This is a genomic window from Pseudoleptotrichia sp., from assembly GCF_057270515.1.
On the sequence record NZ_DBHIXS010000009.1, the window covers coordinates 62,297 to 83,305 of the forward strand.

At 32.1% G+C, this 21,009-nt stretch carries 21 protein-coding genes; 3 read left to right on the plus strand and 18 right to left on the minus strand.

The genetic code is table 11. The features are described from left to right. Nucleotides 1-220: 220 nt before the first annotated feature. Nucleotides 221-478, plus strand: a complete 258-nt coding sequence (locus ACO5J6_RS07560; protein ID WP_485643157.1) for a SemiSWEET family transporter — start codon at nt 221-223, stop codon at nt 476-478. 290 nt (nt 479-768) lie between these two features. On the opposite strand, the gene ACO5J6_RS07565 is transcribed toward ACO5J6_RS07560, so the two are convergent. From ACO5J6_RS07565 to pncB, 11 genes are all read right to left on the minus strand, one after another. Then, nucleotides 769-2,217: a TrkH family potassium uptake protein gene (locus tag ACO5J6_RS07565; protein WP_485643159.1), complete on the minus strand. Its 1,449-nt coding sequence runs from the start codon at nt 2,215-2,217 to the stop codon at nt 769-771. Nucleotides 2,218-2,242: 25 nt separating this feature from the next. Next, nucleotides 2,243-3,598 carry a Trk system potassium transporter TrkA gene (trkA, locus tag ACO5J6_RS07570; protein ID WP_485643161.1) on the minus strand — a complete coding sequence of 452 codons (1,356 nt, stop codon included), beginning with the start codon at nt 3,596-3,598 and terminating at the stop codon, nt 2,243-2,245. A 565-nt stretch (nt 3,599-4,163) separates the two neighbouring features. Further along, the gene (locus tag ACO5J6_RS07575) at nt 4,164-4,313 is read right to left on the minus strand and encodes a hypothetical protein (protein WP_485643163.1); all 150 of its coding nucleotides are present in this window, start codon (nt 4,311-4,313) and stop codon (nt 4,164-4,166) included. A gap of 177 nt (nt 4,314-4,490) precedes the next feature. Further along, nucleotides 4,491-4,631, minus strand: a complete 141-nt coding sequence (locus tag ACO5J6_RS07580; RefSeq protein ID WP_485643165.1) for a hypothetical protein — start codon at nt 4,629-4,631, stop codon at nt 4,491-4,493. Between the two features lie 349 nt (nt 4,632-4,980). Beyond that, nucleotides 4,981-6,318, minus strand: a complete 1,338-nt coding sequence (locus ACO5J6_RS07585) for a hypothetical protein (RefSeq protein ID WP_485643166.1) — start codon at nt 6,316-6,318, stop codon at nt 4,981-4,983. An 84-nt stretch (nt 6,319-6,402) separates the two neighbouring features. Then, nucleotides 6,403-7,392, minus strand: coding sequence for a porphobilinogen synthase (gene hemB, locus ACO5J6_RS07590; RefSeq protein WP_485643167.1), 990 nt, complete (start codon nt 7,390-7,392; stop codon nt 6,403-6,405). Between the two features lie 23 nt (nt 7,393-7,415). Next, nucleotides 7,416-7,892 (minus strand): precorrin-2 dehydrogenase/sirohydrochlorin ferrochelatase family protein, encoded by a 477-nt coding sequence (locus ACO5J6_RS07595; RefSeq protein WP_485643168.1) that lies wholly within the window; start codon nt 7,890-7,892, stop codon nt 7,416-7,418. Between the two features lie 261 nt (nt 7,893-8,153). Then, complete coding sequence (mnmH, locus tag ACO5J6_RS07600; protein WP_485643169.1) at nt 8,154-9,182, minus strand: tRNA 2-selenouridine(34) synthase MnmH; 1,029 nt, start codon at nt 9,180-9,182, stop codon at nt 8,154-8,156. An 86-nt stretch (nt 9,183-9,268) separates the two neighbouring features. Next, nucleotides 9,269-9,883, minus strand: coding sequence for a histidine phosphatase family protein (locus ACO5J6_RS07605; RefSeq protein WP_485643170.1), 615 nt, complete (start codon nt 9,881-9,883; stop codon nt 9,269-9,271). Then, nucleotides 9,880-10,608 carry an adenosylcobinamide-GDP ribazoletransferase gene (gene cobS, locus ACO5J6_RS07610; protein WP_485643171.1) on the minus strand — a complete coding sequence of 243 codons (729 nt, stop codon included), beginning with the start codon at nt 10,606-10,608 and terminating at the stop codon, nt 9,880-9,882. The genes ACO5J6_RS07605 and cobS overlap by 4 nt, the downstream gene beginning before the upstream one ends. 166 nt (nt 10,609-10,774) lie before the next feature. Beyond that, nucleotides 10,775-12,247 carry a nicotinate phosphoribosyltransferase gene (gene pncB, locus ACO5J6_RS07615; protein ID WP_485643172.1) on the minus strand — a complete coding sequence of 491 codons (1,473 nt, stop codon included), beginning with the start codon at nt 12,245-12,247 and terminating at the stop codon, nt 10,775-10,777. A gap of 239 nt (nt 12,248-12,486) precedes the next feature. Between pncB and ACO5J6_RS07620 the strand changes: the two genes are divergently transcribed. Together ACO5J6_RS07620 and ACO5J6_RS07625 are read left to right on the plus strand one after the other, a co-directional pair. Further along, nucleotides 12,487-12,855 (plus strand): hypothetical protein, encoded by a 369-nt coding sequence (locus tag ACO5J6_RS07620; protein WP_485643173.1) that lies wholly within the window; start codon nt 12,487-12,489, stop codon nt 12,853-12,855. Further along, nucleotides 12,852-13,487, plus strand: coding sequence for a hypothetical protein (locus ACO5J6_RS07625; RefSeq protein ID WP_485643174.1), 636 nt, complete (start codon nt 12,852-12,854; stop codon nt 13,485-13,487). The genes ACO5J6_RS07620 and ACO5J6_RS07625 overlap by 4 nt, the downstream gene beginning before the upstream one ends. A 214-nt stretch (nt 13,488-13,701) precedes the next feature. Here ACO5J6_RS07625 and ACO5J6_RS07630 read toward each other — a convergent pair whose 3' ends face one another. From ACO5J6_RS07630 to eutA, 7 genes are all read right to left on the minus strand, one after another. After that, nucleotides 13,702-14,163, minus strand: a complete 462-nt coding sequence (locus tag ACO5J6_RS07630; protein WP_485643175.1) for a cupin domain-containing protein — start codon at nt 14,161-14,163, stop codon at nt 13,702-13,704. A 24-nt stretch (nt 14,164-14,187) separates the two neighbouring features. Next, entirely contained in the window at nt 14,188-15,285 is a 1,098-nt protein-coding gene (locus tag ACO5J6_RS07635) for a haloacid dehalogenase-like hydrolase (protein WP_485643206.1), read from the minus strand. Between the two features lie 80 nt (nt 15,286-15,365). Next, complete coding sequence (gene eutH / locus ACO5J6_RS07640; protein WP_485643176.1) at nt 15,366-16,466, minus strand: ethanolamine utilization protein EutH; 1,101 nt, start codon at nt 16,464-16,466, stop codon at nt 15,366-15,368. Nucleotides 16,467-16,500: 34 nt separating this feature from the next. After that, a complete protein-coding gene (gene eutL, locus ACO5J6_RS07645) occupies nt 16,501-17,154 on the minus strand; it encodes an ethanolamine utilization microcompartment protein EutL (RefSeq protein ID WP_485643177.1) in 654 nt (217 codons plus the stop codon). Nucleotides 17,155-17,195: 41 nt separating this feature from the next. Further along, a complete protein-coding gene (eutC, locus tag ACO5J6_RS07650) occupies nt 17,196-18,134 on the minus strand; it encodes an ethanolamine ammonia-lyase subunit EutC (RefSeq protein ID WP_485643178.1) in 939 nt (312 codons plus the stop codon). Nucleotides 18,135-18,147: 13 nt separating this feature from the next. Continuing rightward, nucleotides 18,148-19,512, minus strand: a complete 1,365-nt coding sequence (locus ACO5J6_RS07655; RefSeq protein WP_485643179.1) for an ethanolamine ammonia-lyase subunit EutB — start codon at nt 19,510-19,512, stop codon at nt 18,148-18,150. A 27-nt stretch (nt 19,513-19,539) separates the two neighbouring features. Continuing rightward, on the minus strand, nt 19,540-20,970 hold the full coding sequence (gene eutA, locus ACO5J6_RS07660; RefSeq protein ID WP_485643180.1) for an ethanolamine ammonia-lyase reactivating factor EutA: 1,431 nt from the start codon (nt 20,968-20,970) through the stop codon (nt 19,540-19,542). Nucleotides 20,971-21,009: the final 39 nt, after the last annotated feature.

The window sequence follows — 21,009 nt, forward strand, 5'->3', positions numbered from 1 at the left end:
CATATTGATTTATCCATACAATGTTACTCTAAACTCAATGATAGAATTAAAAACCTAAATATCTTCCTTATCTTTAATTTTACCAAAAATAAAAATATTTTCAAGGAATTTTTTTTGAAATTTAGATTATTTAAAAATACGGGCTGTCTAAAATCCCATATTTACATTTGATAAAAATTATAGTACAATAGGAACGGTTTTTTTATGAAAGGAGAGAATTATGACTGAAAAGAATTTAAAAATTTTGGGGTGGATAGGAACGTTTCTCTCAGTATTGATGTATGTTTCATATATCCCTCAGATAATGGGAAATCTGAGTGGAAACAAAACCCCTTTTCTACAACCTTTAGCTGCCGCAATAAACTGTACAATATGGACAAGTTACGGATTACTGAAAGAGAAAAAAGATTTGCCTCTCTCAGCAGCAAATCTGCCGGGGATTATTTTTGGATTATTAGCGACAATAACTGCATTTTGATAATTTTGTAAATTATACTATGTTATTGTTAATGGTAGACTTGTATATTATTCTCAATAGTAAATTACATGTACTGCCTTGTTTTTTTATTTCGGAAACCACATTATAACTTTACTATCAACACTTGAATAGTCGGGAAATAAAATAATTAATAACTTATAAAATTATAAAAAACAAAAAGGCTGTTTCAAAAGAAAAACTTAAAATAAAATATATAAAAAAATATATTTTTTATATATTTTATTTTTCCATTTTTGAAATAGCCTCTTTTAATATTCATCACAATAATTTTATTTTATTTTCCATGTTCCCGGTGCAAACAGTATAAGCATAGGATAAATTTCCAGTCTACCTGCGAGCATTCCGAAACTCAACACCGATTTGGAAAAATCACTGTATTCGGCAAAACTGAAAGCAGGTCCTACTTTTCCCAAGCCGGGACCTATATTATTAAACGTGGCGGCAACAGCACTAAAAGCCGTGAGAAAATCTTCAGAATTTACAGATATTATAAGCAGCATAGCCGTAAATAAAATCATATAAACTATAAAATATGCCGCTACACTTTTCTGAATTTTTATGTCAAGAGGCTTGTTTTCGTATTTCACGGTAACTACTCTATGAGGACTTATCATCTGTTTCACTTCCGAAACGAACATTTTTCCCATCATAACGACTCTCGATATTTTCAGTCCTCCAGCCGTAGAACCTGCACAGGCTCCAAAAAACATCAGTATCAGCAGTATTGTCTGAGAAAATACGGGCCATTTTCCAAAATCTGCCGTAGAATATCCCGTAGTCGTCATTACCGAAGATACTGAAAAAAAAGCATCTCTAAAACATTGCCATAGGGATTTATAAGTCGAAATTATATTTATCATTATAAGCGCCGTGCTTAAAAAGACGATTATAAGATAGTATTTCAACTCCTCATTGGCAAGAGCTTCTTTTGCTTTTTTTATAAGTATAAAATAATATATATTAAAATTCACTCCGAAAACGAGCATTCCAACTGCCAGAACCATTTCCACATAGGCACTGTGATAAGGCAGTATACTTCCGTTTCTTACTCCGAATCCCCCCGTTCCTGCCGTTCCGAATGCCAGTAATGACGACTCGAACAGATTTAGTCCTCCGAACATAAGTAAAATGATAATAGCTATCGTCATTACAACATATATTTTATAAAGTACTCTCGCAGTTGTAGAAAGTTTTGATACCAGTTTCCCGAATGTAGGTCCGGGTACTTCAGCTTTCATAACATGTACCGAACTGGGTGAATTTTTAGGAAATATTGCAAGTGCCAGAACTAATACTCCCATTCCTCCTACAAAGTGTGTAAAGCTTCTCCAAAATAAATTTGAATGGCTTATTTTAGAAAGGTCGGTTATTATACTCGACCCTGTAGTAGTAAATCCGCTCACCGTTTCAAAAAACGCGTCAATAAAAGACGGTATCTCCTTTGTCATAACAAAAGGTAATGCCCCGAAAGCCGAAAGCAGTATCCACGATAACGAAACTATAACGAAGCCCTCTCTTCCTTGGATTTCAGTATTTTCAGGCATTTTTCCTGAAAGTATGAAGCCCAATATGACAAGTATCATTATTATTGCGAAATAAGAAAACTTGTAATTCCATGCTTCTTTGTAAATAAAACTGATTAATAAAGGCAGAACCATTAATCCTGCTTCAAGCAGAAGTATTCTTCCCACTATAAAACCTATCATTTTTTTGTTCATATTTTTTCTCCTATTCCCCCTACCGCTATTCTAAAATATCGTCGATGTCTTCTATCGTTTTCTTGAGAGTTATGACCATAACCTTGTCTTTCGGCTGAATTATATCATCTCCGCCCGGATATATGAGGGCTTCTTCCCTCAAAATACAAACTATCAAGAGATTTGGAATTACTTTCAAATCTTTTATCGGGATACCGATTATCTTGCTTTGAGGACTTACTTCAAATACTATAGCCTCTATCCTGTTATCTACAAGTCTATGCAGAGTATTCATTTTCGAGCCTTTGGCATTTATCTTGGAACGAACTACCCTTATAATTATGTCAGCTATTACTTTCTTAGGTACGATAATCGAATCCAGACCCTTTTCTTCCAAAATCGGCAATAACAGGGTTCTGTTCATTTTAGTTATAATTTTCCCCTCATTTACGGATTCTGCAAACATTGAGATTACAATATTTTCTTCATCTTTTTCCGTCAATGCTAAAACAGCGTCATAATTTCTAATCCCCTCATTTAATAAAAACTCCTGATCTGTTTCATCTCCGTTTACTACTATTGCATTTGGATAACATTGACTAAGTTTTTCAGCCTTTTCTCTGTCGGATTCTATTATTTTTATCTGTTTTCTTATTTTTACGAGTCTTTCGGTCAAATAATGGGAAATAGTCCCTCCACCTATAATCATAGCCGAATTTATATTTTTATGCTTATATCCCATTTCATTGTAAAATTTCATTATCGCATCACTTGTCCCTGTAACGTATATGCTGTCATCTTCTTCAAGAATGAAATTTCCTGACGGAATAAACACTTCTTCCCCTCTTTTTACTATAAATACTATTACTTTTTCGGATGACACTTTGTCAAGGTCTTTCAGCATTATCCCTTTCAGGCTGCTTTCACCTGTTATTTCCAACTCAAGTATATTGGCTCTGTTTGAAAAAATACTGTCCACACTTACGGCATTGGGAAATTTCAGTTTATTTATTATACTTTTGGCAGCTTCTTCTTCGGGATTTATCATCATTGATATTCCCAATCCTTCTCTTACAAATTTAGTATTTGCAGTGTATTCAGGGTTTCTTACTCTGGCAATGGTATACTTCGCACCTATTTTCTGGGCAATGATACAGGAAATAATATTCAGTTCGTCGGCTTCAGTTACCGCTATAAAAACATCGGCTTTATCGGCTCCCGCTTCGATAAGATTTTCATAAGATGCTCCGTTTCCTACGAGCCCCGTTATATCGTTAGTGTCTATTATCTTATTTAATATTTCCTCTCTTTTTTCAATGAGAATGACATCATTCCCCTCCTGAGATAATTCGGTACAGAGAGACTCTCCTACCACTCCTGCCCCTACTATTACTATTTTCATATATACCTTCTTTCTTCTATTTTTTTTATACTTTTTCTATATTTTTTTCTATATTAAAGTTAGATTTTTACTCTCTTTAACTTTTTCTTTTTTTATTCTGACATACGTATTATATTTTATTTTCGCTTCATATACAAGCATTATTTTTATATTTTTTCAGATTTTTTATATTTTTTCAGATTTTGACTTTTTTACTTTCTTTTTAGCATTATACGAGGCTGTCTATAAGTTAAAAACAAATTCTCTGACATAAAATGATATATTTTAAATAATTGAAGAAATACTATAAGAATTGAGAAATACTATTTTCATTGATTTTATAAAAATAATAGAATGTATATAACTTATGGTTAAGATATTTTCCCACCTTATGAGATAGTCTTAAATTTATATATTGTACTATTTTTGTGCTATTTTAGTACTCAAAAAAATAGTCAATATTGACTATTTTTGCCAATTGACTATTTTATGATTTTTTTCATTTTTACTCTTCTTTGACTGTATAGGACTACAATAGCTTTAAAGATATTAATCATACAGCTTTAGAGCCATTTTTTGAAAGTATCTATTTTTTTTCTTCCCAAATAATTTCATCACCATCAACAAATCTCATGCATTTTTTATCACCCTGATAATCAAGACATTTATATGGATCTTTAACAAAACAACTTGTTAACAATATTGACAAAATAAATAATATTAGGATTTTTTTCATTTTTACTCCTTTTACTATATAGCTTCAAAATAGCTCCAAAGATATTGATTATACAACTTCAAGTCTATTGACTATATAATTCAAAGCTTTTGATCATATAGCTTCAAAGCTATACAATTTTGAAACTATTGGCTATACAGCTTTAAAGATATTTTTTGAAAGTATATTTATATACTGTTATTCCCAAACGTATTCTTGACCATCATAAAATCTTATACATTTTTTATCACCCTGATAATCAAGACATTTATTTGGATTTACAGCAACACAACTTATTAATAACATCGCCAAAATAAATAATATTATTATTTTTTTCATTTTTACTCCTTTTACTATATAGCTTCAAAATAGCTCCAAAGATATTGATTATACAACTTCAAGTCTATTGACTATATAATTCAAAGCTTTTGACCATATAGCTTCAAAGCTATACAATTTTGAAACTATCAACTATACAGCTTTAAAGATATTTTTTGAAAGTATATTTATATATTGTTATTCCCAAACGTATTCTTCACCGTCATAAAATCTTATACATTTTTTATCACCCTGATAATCAAGACATTTATATGAATTTGAAACAAAACAACTTGTTAACAATATTGTTAAAATAATTAATATTAGGATTTTTTTCATTTTCATTCTCCTTTGACTATATAATTTTAGATTATCTTGTAAATGATTTTTCCGATGTTTTTTTATCTATATATTTTCCGTCTTTATATACTTCATTAAATCTCGGTTCTATTTCCTTAGCATATTTTTGCAGTTCTTCTATTCTTTCTATCGTCTTTTCATTATTAGGATAATGCTGTACAAAATTGAGCGCAATACTATTTCCATATCTTTCTTTTATTAATTCTTCCCTTTTTGTATTATACTCTACAGGAATTGCAAGAGTGTTGGAAGTTTTATACGCACCTCTTCCATGTGTACCTACTTTAAATTTTAATATATGAAATTCTGTTCCTTCGATTTTTTCAACAGTAGTCAATGTCGCATTTCCATTACCCGGTACAATGGTCATAAATTTATAGTTATTTATAAATTTTCCGGGATTAGTATCGGGAGCAGAATCTATCATTAGACATCTTAGGTCAAGATGAGAAGCCGAATGCATTGCTTCCCCTCCTCCTTTCGAATGTCCGTTTACATCAGTCAATGTCTGATAGCCGTTATGTTCAGTCTTGTATTTCTCTTTTATTCTTTTAGCAAACTCCAATGCAGCTTCCTGATTTCCGGATGTCATAACTGCCGAAGCAACATTATTTGCCCAGTCTTTTCTTGTATATTTACCATTTTCTCCTTTTTCAATGTATTCTTTCAATATTTCATTACCTTCAAAATCTTTTAATTCTTTTGGGCTGTCTTTATCAAATATATGACCAGGATCCTGACTTGCTCCAAATATTATTTCTACGTTTTTTGTTCTCCTGTTTCCTATTACCAATGCTGACATTCCTGTTTTTGTATCAATATGTGGATCTTCCAATATCTCGTAATTTTTAAAAAATTTTTTTAAATCTCTATCTCTTTCATTAAATTTACCATATCTTAAATCAGTAAATAATTCCATACTTTCAGTCGAATTGTTAAATCTTTGCATCACTGCTATTTTAGCATCTATATCACGGGAATCAAAGTTTTTCAATGTCTTTATAGCCATATCGATATTTTCCCCGTTTAGCGTTCTTTCCCTTGCTTCCGCTTTTACTACGGCGTCATCAGGACTTTTCCAGTCGTAAGTAGCATGTCCTACAGTAAAGTTAGCCCTTACAAGGGGGACTACAGGTTCGCCTTTTTTCCTGTCCATAACAAAATCTTCTCTTCTTTTGTCTAAATCTTTTGTTTTTTCTATTTCATCAATTATTTTGTAAATTCTTTCAGGATTTGTTGTGAAATTTTTTGGATTATAATACTTATAATCATCAGGTTTTGCATTTTTTTCCCTTTCATAATTCAACTCCTGTTCATAAACCATTCTTTTTGCATCTCTAAGATTCATAATATACCACTCCCTTATAAAATGTATTTTTATTATATTGTATAATGTAATACATAAGTTTGTCAAATTTCAGCAAAATCTACTCTAAATATTGATAACACTAACTTCCTCGTCCAAATAGCGTGCTATATTTTTCGCAAAATATGTTATTACCGCATTTGCTCCTGCCCTTTTGAAAGCATACATCTGTTCCATAACTATATTTTTCTCATTTATCCAGCCATTAATCGCAGCAGCTTTCACCATGGAGTACTCTCCTGAAACACTGTAAGCTATGACAGGTACATCAAAAGTTTCCTTTACTTTGGAAAGTATGTCCAGATAAGCTAACGCAGGCTTCACTATTACCATATCTGCTCCCTGCTCCAGATCCGCTCTCACTTCGCTCATAGCGTCTCCGACATATCTGAAATCCATTTGATAAGATTTTCTGTCTCCAAATTTTGGAGCCGAATCCGCCGCATCTCTAAAAGGTCCGTAAAAAGAAGACGAATATTTTACCGAATAGGACATAATCGGGATATTGCTAAAATTATTTTCAGCCAAAATTCGGGATATTTTTTCCACTCTCCCGTCCATCATATCTGACGGAGCGATTATATCCGCTCCCGCTTTTGCGTAAGACAGTGCTATTTTCGCAAGCACTTCGAGAGTTTCATCATTTTTTACATATCCTTTTTCATCGAGTATTCCGCAATGTCCGTGGCTTGTATATTCACAGCAGCACACATCTCCGATAATCAAAAAATTGGGATATTTTTTCTTTATATATCTGATTGCTTTCTGGATTATACCATTTTCATTGTAACTTTCTGTAGCGTATTCATCTTTATGCTTCGGTATTCCGAATAATAATATTGAATTTATTCCGAGTTTTACAAGCTCTTCCAACTCTTCATCAATTCTGTCAATGGAATATCTGAATATCCCGGGCATTGAGCTGATTTCATTTTTTATATTTTCTCCTTCTTCTATAAAAATAGGATAAATCAAATCACTCTTTTCAATATATACATCTTTTACTAAATTTCTTATTGCACTGTTATTTCTCAATTTTCTATGTCTTTTATACATTTCAAACACCTTTTTTATATTTTTTAATAGTTAATTTTTGAAATCTCGTCTATAACCTGCTGCACTCTCCCTTTTAGTGCCTTAGATCTCCTACAGCTTTTTCCGTATGAACCTATCCCGATTTGAAATTCATCATTTTTCACTATTGCTGCAAACATTGAGTTCATCTCGGTTTTTGAGGAAACATTGTTCACAAGGATATTTTCATTCATACATATATGGGCTATTTTATTATTCAGCTCAATATCATCCGTAGCGGCTACTACCATAAAATAATTTTTCACAAGTCCTTTTATTTCATCTTCATTATGGGACACATTCTGATTGACTGTTTTTATATCTTTATCTTTCAATAATTCTTCTTCAGTAATCTTTTCAGAATATACGGTAATTTTTGCTCCATATTCCTTCAAAGTCTGAGCCTTTCTTGTACCTGTTTTCCCTCCCCCTATGATTAATATTTCTTTATTCTCAACATCTACAAATATTGGAAAAAACATAATTCACCTCTTTTTTTATTAAATTTTCATTTTTATAGTTTGTATATACATTATAATAGTTATTAAAACTTTTTGCAACTGTTATTTTTATATCATTATTATCTAAAATTTCTCATTCTTTACGATTTATTACTTTTTTCAAATTTCTTAAATTTCTCTAATTTTTTAAATTTCTTAAATTTTTATTTTTTTAATTTTTTATATTAAGCTTTTTATAATTACTGATTTTATTATTTTTCTGTATTTTTATTTTCCGATTTATTATTTTTTACCGAAAATATATTCTGTTATCTCATTGACACATTTTTCCTCATCCGTATTCTGAAAAGTCTTTTCAAAATCTTTATGTTTCGTAGTGTAGACTTTGTCATAATATTTTTCAATCAGATTTTTTATAGCGATCTCATATTCTTCTTCTTCTATATTTTTTACATATTCATTTACCTGTTTTTCACCTATATATCTTTCAAGGCTTTTAAGTGCTTTAATTATTTCTTCTTTCGTATATCCGTCTTTGAGATAATCTTCTTTTATAATTTCTATTCTTTTTTTCAGCTCTGTTTCTATGAGTAATTTTCTCGAATTTATTATTTTTCTGTATAAATACTCGGGCATAATAATATTCCCTATCCTCTTACTTTCTCCTTCAACAATGATTTTTCCTGTCCGAAATGACAGAAAACTGTTAAATACATTGGATTCAAAAAATTTCTGGGAATACTTTTCTCCCAGCCCGATACTTCCCAGTAATGAACCTCTATGATTGGCACATTTTTCAAGGTCGAGTACATCATATCCTTTTTTTTCGAGAACTTTTAGTATCTTTGTCTTTCCTGAACCTGTTTTTCCATATAAAGTTATAAATTCAGCATTTTCAATTATTTCAGGCAGTTTTTCATTTAAGTATTGTCTGTATCCTTTATATCCTTTCAGCAATTTCACTACAGGCAAGGAAAATTCCTTAAAAAGAGAGACTACTGTCGACGACCTCATCCCTCCCCTTGCACAATATACAACCAATTCACTGTTCTTTTCTACATGTTTATCCATTTCCATATATATGTCATATACTTTTGGTCCTACTGTTTTCAACGCTTCTTTTATAGCCTCTTTTTTCCCCTGCTCCTTATACATTGTTCCTATTTTTTCTCTTTCACTGTCAGAAAAAACGGGAATGTTTATAGCTTCGGGTATATGGGCTTCTTTATATTCTTTAGGACTTCTCACGTCTATAAATACGAGCTTTTTATTTTTTTTCAATAAATCTTCATAACTTTGAGCAATAATCATCTTTATTTTCCTCCAAAAAATTTCTCCTTTTAAAATCTCCTCCCCTTTAGATTTTATTCATTAATTTCCTAATTTTATTTTTTCTTCTAAATTCTGTTTATATAGTCAAAATAGGTAAATCCGTCTTTCAGTATACACATTTTTGTTATGGAGCCGTTGTCTATCTTTATTTTCCAATATCCGTCGAGATTTCCGTACAAATAATAGCTTATCACCGTTTTTATAACTCCCGCATGGGATACGATTATTATCGTTTTATTTTTATATTTCTCAATTAGTTGCTCCAATTTTTCGATTACTCTTTTCATAAGCTCTTTCAAGCTTTCTCCTTGCGGCACTTTGAAGTTTTTCCAGTCTTTTTCCATTTTTTTTGCCTCTTCGGGAAATTCATTCTTTATCTGTTCATAAGTTTTTCCTTCAAATATTCCAAAATTTAATTCTCTAAAGGAACTGTCTGCTATTTTTTTTATATTTTCATTTATTTTCAAAGTATTCATACTTTCCATACATCTTTTCAAATCACTGAAAAAGACAATATGAATATCTTTTTCAAAGTATTTGAGTAATTTTCGTGTTTTTTGCAGCTGATTTTTCCCTACTTCGTTCAATTCAGGGTCTAAATGTCCAAAATAGAGATTTGCCTTATTCATATCTGTTTCACCATGTCTTATAAATATAATATTCGTCTGTCCTGTTTTCATTTTAATACCACTCCTGCCAGTAAAACCAAAATCGACGTCAATTCAAGGGACGCTCCCATAGTATCTCCTGTTATTCCTCCTATTTTTCTTTTTACACCTTTCATCAGGAGAAGTATGAATAATATAGCAAAAATCAATATTATCAAGCCTTTCGCTTTTAATATTATGAAAGATAAAATCATTGTTATTATAATTGAAATGACAGCTTCCTTTTTACCATTTTTCCCAATTATCCCATTACTCATACCGTTTTTTCTCGCATATTCTCCAAGTCCTGCATTTATCGATGTAGACAGCCTTGAAATTACAGGATAGAGAATTATATATTCAGGTCTTATTTCTGAAAGCAGTATCACTTTTGTCATAAAATATAGTATCAATGCCACTGCTCCATTTGTTCCTACTCTCGAATCTTTCATAATCTCCAGTATTTTTTCTTTTTCAGCATAGCTGAACAGTCCGTCGGCAGTATCTGCAAGTCCGTCAATATGAATAAGTCCTGTTATGAATATTTCTGCTATTATTATAATCATAGCTGCAATTTGTCTATTTACGGTTATCTTTCCTGCCAAAATATTTATTCCGTAAAGGAAAATCCCTATTATCGCACCTACTAACGGAAAATATTTTATTGATTTTCCCAGTTTTTCCTCATCATATTCGACATTTACAAAAACAGGTATCCTCGTCATAAACTGTATCAAAATTATAAGCTGTTTTATCATTTTACTCCCTTTTTATTTTATCTGATCTATATTTTATATTTCTTATATTTCGTTATTTTTTTTCTCATCTGCTTCTTCATTAGTTATATTTTTTATTTTCTATGTTTTTTCGTATTATTTATATTCTTTTTTATATTCTTTGCTAATTCCATTTTTAGTATTTCTGTTATTTTTCTATATTTATTATACTTACAAGGCTATCTTTCAGCTTTTTCAATTTTTCTGAAAGTTTTACTCTTTTTATTTTTTCTTTTTCGTTGTATATTTTCTTTAAATATGACAGATTACTGTCATAATATTTTTTTGTTTCTCCCAACTCTAATAATCGACAGTTTTCCTCATTTTTTTCTCCGTCTATTATATAATCGACAGTTAATTTTCTAATATTATTTCCTTTTTTAGACTGCTCCTCTCTTTTATATTGTTCCCTTTCAAGTATATTATCTTCATTTATCAAAAATTTTTGTCCAGTTTCTTCTCCTTTATACTGTTCTTTTTCAAGAATTATAATATCTGAAAAATCATTATTTTTATAGACTCTATATATTTTTTTATCTCCGGGTAAGGACATTTTCTGTTTATCATCAGAGATTTTCATTACATCATTTCCATTTATTACAGACATTTTATAAACCGTACTGATTTCTTTTTCAGGCAATGCTATCGAGTCGCCAACTCCGAATGTGTCAACTTCCGCTCCATTTTCTATCAGTTTTCTTATCTTTTTTTCATTAAGACTGCCCGTCAATATTATTTTTGCATTATAAAATCCATTTTCATTCAATATTCTTCTGCATTTTTTTGACAGTTCTTCCAGATTTCCCGAATCTATTCTAATTCCGTATGTTCCTTTATATTCATCATTTATATTGTTATTTTTGAATGCATTTACCGCATTTAGTATACCGCTTTTTAATGTATTATAAGTATCCACCAACATTATTAAAGGTTGCTTTTCATTTTTATATTTTTTTATAAACATATCAAAGGCCTTATATTCGGAATTTTTCTCCATACCGAAACTTTGAATAAATCCATGTGTCATAGTCCCTATACTTTTCAAATTTTGAAAATATTCTCCCATTATATTTGAATGGGATATACAGCCTGCTATATAGGCAGCTTTTGTCATAGCCATTGAGGCTTCAAACCCTGGCACTCTTCTTGTTCCGAAAAACAATACTCCTTTATTTTCAGCTGCCTGTACAATTTTAGAAGTAACAGTCGCTGTGAGTATCTGATAATTGAGTATATTTAAAATAGGTGTTTCCAGTATTTTCCCTTGAATTAGCGGAGCCGTAATGGTAAGAACAGGTTCATTGGAAAAAACAATTTCTCCGTCTCTTACACCTTTTATCGAGCCTGTAAATTTTATATTGGCAATATATTCTATAAAATCATTATCATCAAATATTTCTGACAAATATTTTTTTCTATCTTTATAAGAAGTATTGTTGAGTATGTCTATCAGTTCGAGTACATCGGATATTCCATATACTACCGCATAATCATTTTCTTTTTCTGTCCGCAGAAATACATCAAAAACAGCTGTCTGATTTTGCATATTATTTTTCAGATATATCTCACTTTCAGTATACTGATATCTATCTGAATTTAAAAATTTGAAAAATTTATCCATAGTAACCTCATTTTGTATTTTTTTATATTATCGCACATTTTCATTTTATTTAAAAGGGAAAATTCAGAAGAAAGTTTGGAACAGAAGAAAGTTTAAAATTCAAAAAATAAAATGACAAGAGGAAAAAGAGCAAATTTTCAGAAATTCATTTGAATTTTTATGATATTATTGATTTTTCTTATTTTTTAAGATATAATATGTTAATAAAAAATAAAACTTTATAAATGAAAAGGGCAACTATGTCAAAAAATATTGATGATGATGATGTAATAAACAATTTTCTGTATATGCTTGAAGATTCCAAAAAGCCTATTACTCAGGTAAAAGTCAAAAAAAATTTACCGCCTATACCGAGGTCTTATGAACCAAAAAGCGACGGTATACATCTTAAAGTTATAAAGAGATATAAACTATACGATGAATTTGCAAAACCTTATGACTTAACTAATAAAGGCTTCCCTTTAGGAAAAGAAACAGGAACACCTTATAGTATGTCTGACGGATATAAAAGTGTTGCTTTGGTTGATAGAGTATTTGAAAATGAAAAAGAAGCAATGCAATTTATTAGAAGAATAGTCATGCAAAAAGCATCGGAGAAAGTAAGATGAAAAAGAAATTCACTATTACTGATATAATTTTTTTATTTCCATTTATTATAGGTCTTGGAATAGGGTTTTCATATTTTATATACGGCATTATAGATGACAATTATAAAAAAAATGAATATCTTAGAATGGACAAAGTACACTTTTTAGAGAGAGAAGATCCTCCCATTATAGAATACAATCCAGATGTTATACTTAGAAATAATAAAATGGAAAGAGAATATATGAATGCAACTGAAGAAGAAAGAAAAAATAAAAGTGACGGTATATGTGGATTAGTATCTAAAATAGCTCTGGTCGGAGATTATTATGTAGGATATATTACAGGTGAGAAAGACATAAATTGCAAAGGCTATTTCTATATGAAAAAAGGAAGAAAGTCTTCCGATTATCGCCTAAATCTTACCGAAAATGATATAGAGCAGAAATTTGGTAAAAATATAAAATATATAAATCCGTCTAAATTTGTTGATAAATACGGTAAAGGTGGAAATTATGATACAAATTTTATAGATTTAATAACTATAAGTGTTATTTTAACATTATTTTGCTTTATTGTGCTTTGGGTAGTATTTCGCATTTGTGAGCTGACTATTTTAGGCATTATATTCATTATTAATAAAATCAGAAAATAATCATAGAGAAGCTGAAAAGAATAAAATAAAAGAAAATTATTAATCTTTACAAAAATATTTTTATGAAAAATAGTGAAAAGAATAAGATTGAAGAGAAAAATTAATCTCTATAAAAAATGTTTTTGTAAAAAAATAGCATTTATAAAATTATCAAATTAATAAATGCTATTTTTTATTTAAACCATTAAGGAAGTTTTCTTGTATTGAATTATTTCTATTTACAAGTATCCTGCCAGTTTGCAGGGTAAATCACATATAGAAATCTTGCAAAATTAGGAGCACTGAATTTTATTTTTGACCCTTTAGGGATTAAAATGGCGTCTCCTCTGTTTCCCGTAACTTTACGTCCGTCTATTATGATTTCTAGAGTACCGTCTATGACATAATCTATTTCATCATAATTCAGCTCCCAGTCAAAAGCAGATTCTTCCATTTCCATTACTCCGCAGCTCAATCTTCCGCTTTCTTCTATTGTAAATACATCAGTTAAAAATACTTTATCGTTAGGATTTCCTGTATCAAACCTTTCAGGTTTTACTGAAGGTATTTTGACAACTCCTACTCCACTTTTATCGATAAATTTTTCAAATCCTCCGACTTTTCTGTTCAGCTCTTCCTGCACTACTTTTCTAAGTATTTTTTCCAATGTTTCTCTGTCCAAGTTTTTTAAATCCATCGTTTTTTCCTCCAAAATTTTTAATTAATTTTCAGGAACGAATAATCCTGTTTCTTCACTTCTCGTTTGGATTAATGCTCTCTTATCTTTTGCAAGGTTGTCGAGTTTTCCTTTTCTTTTCATAAGAAGCAGAATTTTTGTACCTTTGTACTCGGAAAGCATATTAAAGTCTCCTTCACTGTCCCCAGCTACTAAAATAGGATCTTTCCCTCCATGTTTAGGTTTCAGGAATTTATTTATTATTTCAACTTTTCCTTTAGTCTGTGTCTGAGGGTAACCGTGTTTATATTCGGCTTTGTATTTATTTCCGTTCATTTCAAGTCTCATTCCGTAAACACTGTCAGCACTTAAATTATATCCGTAAGATTTATCATTTGCGAATACTTTTACTATATCTTCGAGGGAAGCTGAAACTATATATACTTTTATTCCATTTTTTTCAAATTCGTGGAACAGATTTGCAGTTTCAGATTGTACTCTTAACCCGCTTTTATATTGATGACTTACTTTTCCCGCTTCTCCTGTAAGTTTATCACTTGATTCAATGACATATTTTCCGAGTTTATTTCCTATTCCAAAGTCATTAGCTTCTTTGGCTAATTTCTGCACTTCCGCTACACTCATATTGTCAAACAGGTAAAGAACCCAAGGATAAGCTACATCATGAGAAAAACTTCCTCCTATAGCTTCATAAAGAAATGCAAGTTTTCCTCTAAAATCTTTAAATTCTTCTGTTGCTTTAATTTTTTCCAAAGACATTTTCTGATTTTTTATATAGTTTTCATAAAGGAAAGCATATCTCTTGTCAAGGTCATTTGCTATTTTTGTGATGTTGATAGGCTGACCTTTCACATTTTCATATCCTTTTGCGAAATTATCCAAAGGAATATCTTTTCTGATTGCTTTGGAAAATTCTTCAGGAGTTGCTTTAAATTTGAGATTATCTATTTGGTATCTGAATAAATTTTCCTGAGTATCCTGATAGATAGATGTATAATCCCAGTCAAAAACTACGTAATTACCTTTATTTTTATTTTCATCTATCAATTTTGACAAAGCTTCCCTGTTCTTAGGAACCCATCTCAATTCGTCAAGATTGGCAGCTGAAAGGCTTAAAGCCACTAATAAAAACAAAAATAGTCCTGTTATTTTATTTATATTGGATTTCACTTCTTCCTCCTTAGTAAGATTATATGATTTTTTTACTCTGCTGTTTCTTTTTTCTTTCCAAATAGAAATTTCGCAACAAATATTGCAGTTATCCCTGCTACTAATTTTCCTACTATCATGGGGAATACCATAGCTTTATATTGCCCATTTGCATATCCCGCAGTAAATCCTAAATGGTCTCCGAATACAAATGCAGCACTTACCGCAAAAGCTATGTTCATTACTTTACCATTTTCATCCATATCTTTCAATATACCGAACATAGGTATGTTATTTGCCAATGTGGCAACAAACCCGGCTGCTCCTGCTTCGTTCATTCCTAAACTTTTTCCTATGGCAGTCAAAGGTTTCTGGAATACTTTAGTTATAAAGTGTACCAGCGGGAATGCTCCTGCAAGGACGATAGCTATTCCTCCTACTACATTGATTCCCTCATCTATCGGGTCCATTCCCGGAATAACTACTATTCCTGTCAATTTTTCAACAATTGAAGCAATCAGTCCTATTGTTATGACAACTACTACTATTTGACCGAATACTGCAAATCCTTTAGTCATTTTTTCAGGTATTTTCCATAATCCTAAACAAATCAGCACTGCAAAGATTATTATAGGGATTAAGTTTCTAAGTACCACACCGATAGGGAACCCTGCCGCAATTCCTCCGGCAAGACATCCTAAAGGAATAGTTGTTATACCTGATAATATCCCTTTTGCTAAAAACGGATTATCTTCTTTTTCTATAATTCCCAATGCAACAGGAATTGTAAATACTATAGTAGGTCCCATCATTGACCCTAAAATAAACGCCGCAAAAAGTCCTGATTGAGGGTCTTTCGCCATACTTAACGCAAGAGGAGCTCCTCCCATATCATTTGCTAATAATGTTGTAGCAAACATTGACGGGTCTGCTCCAAGCATACTATATACAGGTCCTACAATAGGTGTCAATATTTTACCTAAAACCGGTGCCAATGAAATAATTCCGACCATTGCAACTGCAAGAGAACCCATTGCCATAATTCCTTCTTCAAATTTTTCACCGTAACCGAATTTATTTCCGATACACTTATCTATTCCACCTATTACCATGAATATGACCATAATATAGATGATAATTTCGTTAATACTCATTTTTCCTCCTAAACTGTTTTTTGTAAAATTTCAATTAATAACTTAACGGATTATCCGCAACAGCTTTTACTGCTTCAGCGAAAGCATCACATGCAGCTTTACATGCAGACTGGCTTCCAGTCAAAAGTCCTCCACCGAAGTTTGTTTCTGAAGGCGGTCCATAGAACGCAACTAATCTCACATCAGCAGATTTTAATGCCACATCCAATGCGTACATTGCTTCTAACGGAGGTGCTATTAAATAAGCCAAAGATTCTCCTTCTTCAATTCCTGCTGTTTTCGACAAATAAGTTCCTGTTCTTGATATGCAGTGAGCATAATAAGCTATACTGTCATCATCGTTAGCACTTATGAATGCTCCTTCATTTTCAATGAAGTCAACTGCTGCTGCCAGCCCGCTTTTTACTTCTGCCGGAGTAGGCCCTGACAATATACCTATTACTTCCCCTGCCAATTTTGTATTTGCATTTGCAGCTCCACCATAGAATGATTTTCCGTAAGCTACTTCAACAACCGCTTTTTTTGTAGCTTCATCTAATGCAGTATATGTAACATCATCACAATCTGCCGTTAAGATTCCTATACTTCTGTGTCCTTCAGGCAAACTCAGTTCTTTTGCCATATCACTATCGATATTTGGGATTAATTTTACAGCTAATACGCTGGCTTTTAGTCTATCACCTTTCATTTTTTCCTCCTAAAGATTTTAATTTTTGTATTTATATTCAACTATAATTTCAAGTCCTGTCCACTTGCTTTTGCATCAAGTATTTTCTTAACTAATGTAGCAACATGGGCTCCTGCTTCTGATGAAGGAGTTCCGTCCTTGTGAATGTTTGATACAACAGTTCTTTTTGCTTCGGATATTCCCGGTCTTGCTTTATAAGTAATGTAGGCACTCATACTTTCAGCAGTTGTAAGTCCCGGTCTTTCTCCTATAAGCATACATACTACATCGGCATTCAATATTTCTCCGACATGGTCTCCTGCTCCGACTCTTCCGTATTTTATAAAGAAAGTATTTCCTGTTTCAATTCCGTATCCTTTAAGCCCATTTAACAATGCAGGTATTATATTTTTGGCATTTGCTTCTACAGCAGTTGAGCTTAGCCCGTCGGAAAGTAATATTTGTACTGTAGGATTTTTCTTACATTTTTCTTCTATTATTTTTATACCCTCGGGAGAGATTTTTCTTCCCAAGTCAGGTCTTGTTATATACTGGTCTCTGCTTTCGCATTCAGTAGTAACTTCAAACAGTCCCAATTCATCAAGAAATTCAGTAGGAACATCGTTAAATACCGCGTCCTGTGCGGCAGCATGGTCCGCTCTCAATCTTAGCAATACTTCTGTTTTCATTCTTGTTCCTGCCCTACCGATACCAAGTCTTGCAGATGTTTTCTGTTTCAGTTTCATATATTCTTCCCTGTCTTCAGGACTGTTTACTAACATCTGGTCTTTGATATTTATTTGTCCAATATCTCTTACTTCTCCGTTTACTATATGCGGATTTTCACGTGTTTCTTCACTCTTTGTTGAAGAAGCTGCATTACTATAGTTTGTACTATTTGCTGATGTTGTGTTTGCTCCTGTAGATACAGGCGTTTCACTGGTTTTCATTTCACCTATTATTTTTTCGATTACGTCTTTTAGTTCTCTTTCTGATAACATTGATTTATCCTCCCTATTTTAAGAAAATTGAAGCATCTCCCGCTCTATCTGTAAGTTTTCCGTCTTTCATTATACCCATTTTTTCCAACCACTTTTCAAAAGGTCTTATAGGTCTTCTGTCGCACAGCTGTCTTAATGTCGCGTCATCATGATAAGAAGATGTCTGATAGTTCAGCATGATGTCGTCTCCCGCAGGTATAGCCATAAAGTAGTTACATCCTGCTACTGTCAGCAATACTTTCAGGTTTTCTATATCATTCTGGTCTGTTTTCATATGGTTAGTGTAACATGCGTCAACTCCCATTGATATCCCTGTCAGTTTACCCATAAAGTGGTCTTCAAGACCTGCTCTTATTACCTGTTTACTGTTATATAAATATTCAGGTCCGATAAATCCTACAACTGTATTTACAATGAAAGGGTCAAATCTTTTAGCAAAACCGTAACATCTTGCTTCCATTGTAACCTGATCGCAACCGTGGTGAGCGTCTGATGATAATTCCGAGCCTTGTCCTGTTTCAAAGTACATTACGTTAGGTCCTGTAGCCGTACCGTGTTTCAGTGCCAAATCTTTTGCTTCCTGTATCATACTTCCTGTTATTCCGAAAGCTTCATTTCCTTTTTCAGACCCTGCTATACTTTGGAAAATCAAATCTGTAGGTGCTCCTCTTCTAACTGCTTCCATTTGTGTAGTTACGTGAGCCAGTACACATATTTGTGTAGGTATTTCCCATTTAGTCTTTATTTCATGAAATCTCTGTAATACTCTCATAACACTGTCAACACTGTCATCAACAGGGTTTAATCCCAATAATGCGTCTCCTTGTCCAAAGCTTAATCCTTCGTATGTGGATAACATAATTCCGTCAGGATCGTCAGTAGTATGATTAGGCTGCAATCTCGTTGCAAGTATTCCTTCTCCTCCTATTTCCGTATTACAGAATTTTTTAATTCTTATTTTACTTGCTCCCTGAATAAGGTCCATATTACTCATAAGTTTGGCAACTGCGGCTATCATTTCACTTGTAAGCCCTTTACTTATTCTGCTAATATGTGCTCCTGAAGTTTTACTGTCCAAAATCCATTCTCTCAGTTCACTCACTGTCCAGTTTTTTATTTCTCCGTAAATTTTTTCATTTACATCATCCTGTATTATTCTTGTTACTTCATCTTCTTCATAAGGTACTGCCGGATTGTTTCTCAAATCTGCCAGTGTCAATTCGGCCAGAACAGCTTTAGCCGCTACTCTTTCTTCGGCTGTACTTGCACTTACTCCTGCAAGTTCATCCCCTGATCTGTATTCACTTGCTTTGTTCTGTACATCTTTTACAGACTTAAATTCATAAGTATGACCGAATAATTTTGTTTTTAATACCATGTTATACACCTCTCTAAGATTTTTATTTTAATAACTGAATACCAGTGTTTTTATTACAACAGGCAGAACATTTCCGTTTCCTAACGGTGCTCCTATATCAATGTAATCTCCGTCTCTGACTTTGACACTGTCTATACAGATTATGTCATAATCATTCAGTTCCAGTTTCATACATTGTCCCAATACTTTTGCCATATCATTTTCGACTATGACGATTGCAGGATACTTTTTATTATGTTTTCTTTTTATAATATCCGAAATTACCGAAGATAATTCCATTATTTCATTGTATGCCATATTATGTTTACCTTTTAAGGCAAGGGCCACATTGTCTATTTCATTTTCAGAATTAAACCAGTCCAGTTTACCTTCTATGACTTTACCTAATTCATTGTACGGCAGTTTTTCATCCGACTCGGATAATTTCAGGACAGGAATATTTTTTATCGGGAAAATCCCTTCGGTATAAGTTATTGTGCTTCCGCTTATTTCCGTTGTATGACTTCCCGCTCCTACTACTGTTGCTCCTATTGTTTCGCTAAGTCTTGTAGGCTCTATATTCAGTTCTTTCAAAACTTTTACTATTTCTTCTCCGAGTACTATTCCTATATCGTTATATTTATATAAGTCCTTTTCTACTCTTCCATAAATGAAATCTGCGACTCCTCCTGTAAATGAATAGTGTTTAATATCCTTATTCTGTTTCTTAAAATCCTTGTATGTTACAATTTTTTTGTATAATTCAGTTTTAGGGATTAATTCCACACTTTCAAAAATAAGCTGTGCCATTCTTCTTGTTATTTTTCTTAAATCTGCTTCACTTATTTTTTTACCTAATTCAAGTTTTACATTTACATCATCGGCAATATCGTACATTTTTTTGAAAATATAACGTGTATTCCCATTTTCGTCAAATTTTATAAGTCTTCCTCCGATGTCAAGACAGGTAGTATCTTCCACTTCTCCCCTATTGAATACTACATTGTTTGTAGTACCTCCTCCAATATCGAAGTTTACGATACTTGTATTTTTTTCTTCCGAGTAGCCGTAAGCTCCCGAACCTTTTCCCGCAATAATACTTTCAAGGTCAGGTCCTGCCGTTGCAACGACGAAATCACCTGCCATTCCGCTAAGTATCTGCAATACTTCTTTTGCATTTTCCTTTCTTGCAGTATCCCCTGTTATTATTACTGCTCCTGTAGAGACATCTTCATATCTGATGTTGGCTTTTACGTATTCAGCTTCTATTATTTCTTTGACTTTTTTCGCGTCAATCTTTGTTTCATTTTCCAACGGAGTAATATATATATCACTTCTATAAATAACTTCTTTTCCTATTATTTTTATTTGAGGAGCTGTAAATGCCGAGCCTCTGTTTTCTATATAAATCTTGGAAAATATAAGCTGAGTTGTAGAAGTTCCTATATCTATTCCTACGCTTAATATCTCTTCTGTCATTTCAGACTCCTTTGTCTTCACTGATATTTTCTATAATAC

Bases quoted from the DNA above. Each gene is read 5' to 3' on its own strand.
- ACO5J6_RS07655 (WP_485643179.1), bottom strand. From the start codon at position 19,512: ATGGTATTAAAAACAAAATTATTCGGTCATACTTATGAATTTAAGTCT.
- cobS (WP_485643171.1), bottom strand. From the start codon at position 10,608: ATGATAAAACAGCTTATAATTTTGATACAGTTTATGACGAGGATACCT.
- eutH (WP_485643176.1), bottom strand. From the start codon at position 16,466: ATGAGTATTAACGAAATTATCATCTATATTATGGTCATATTCATGGTA.
- hemB (WP_485643167.1), bottom strand. From the start codon at position 7,392: ATGTATAAAAGACATAGAAAATTGAGAAATAACAGTGCAATAAGAAAT.
- ACO5J6_RS07560 (WP_485643157.1), top strand. From the start codon at position 221: ATGACTGAAAAGAATTTAAAAATTTTGGGGTGGATAGGAACGTTTCTC.
- mnmH (WP_485643169.1), bottom strand. From the start codon at position 9,182: ATGATTATTGCTCAAAGTTATGAAGATTTATTGAAAAAAAATAAAAAG.
- ACO5J6_RS07585 (WP_485643166.1), bottom strand. From the start codon at position 6,318: ATGAATCTTAGAGATGCAAAAAGAATGGTTTATGAACAGGAGTTGAAT.
- ACO5J6_RS07595 (WP_485643168.1), bottom strand. From the start codon at position 7,892: ATGTTTTTTCCAATATTTGTAGATGTTGAGAATAAAGAAATATTAATC.
- pncB (WP_485643172.1), bottom strand. From the start codon at position 12,247: ATGGATAAATTTTTCAAATTTTTAAATTCAGATAGATATCAGTATACT.
- ACO5J6_RS07620 (WP_485643173.1), top strand. From the start codon at position 12,487: ATGTCAAAAAATATTGATGATGATGATGTAATAAACAATTTTCTGTAT.
- ACO5J6_RS07625 (WP_485643174.1), top strand. From the start codon at position 12,852: ATGAAAAAGAAATTCACTATTACTGATATAATTTTTTTATTTCCATTT.
- eutC (WP_485643178.1), bottom strand. From the start codon at position 18,134: ATGTTATCAGAAAGAGAACTAAAAGACGTAATCGAAAAAATAATAGGT.
- ACO5J6_RS07575 (WP_485643163.1), bottom strand. From the start codon at position 4,313: ATGAAAAAAATCCTAATATTATTTATTTTGTCAATATTGTTAACAAGT.
- ACO5J6_RS07580 (WP_485643165.1), bottom strand. From the start codon at position 4,631: ATGAAAAAAATAATAATATTATTTATTTTGGCGATGTTATTAATAAGT.
- ACO5J6_RS07630 (WP_485643175.1), bottom strand. From the start codon at position 14,163: ATGGATTTAAAAAACTTGGACAGAGAAACATTGGAAAAAATACTTAGA.
- ACO5J6_RS07605 (WP_485643170.1), bottom strand. From the start codon at position 9,883: ATGAAAACAGGACAGACGAATATTATATTTATAAGACATGGTGAAACA.
- eutA (WP_485643180.1), bottom strand. From the start codon at position 20,970: ATGACAGAAGAGATATTAAGCGTAGGAATAGATATAGGAACTTCTACA.
- eutL (WP_485643177.1), bottom strand. From the start codon at position 17,154: ATGAAAGGTGATAGACTAAAAGCCAGCGTATTAGCTGTAAAATTAATC.
- trkA (WP_485643161.1), bottom strand. From the start codon at position 3,598: ATGAAAATAGTAATAGTAGGGGCAGGAGTGGTAGGAGAGTCTCTCTGT.
- ACO5J6_RS07565 (WP_485643159.1), bottom strand. From the start codon at position 2,217: ATGAACAAAAAAATGATAGGTTTTATAGTGGGAAGAATACTTCTGCTT.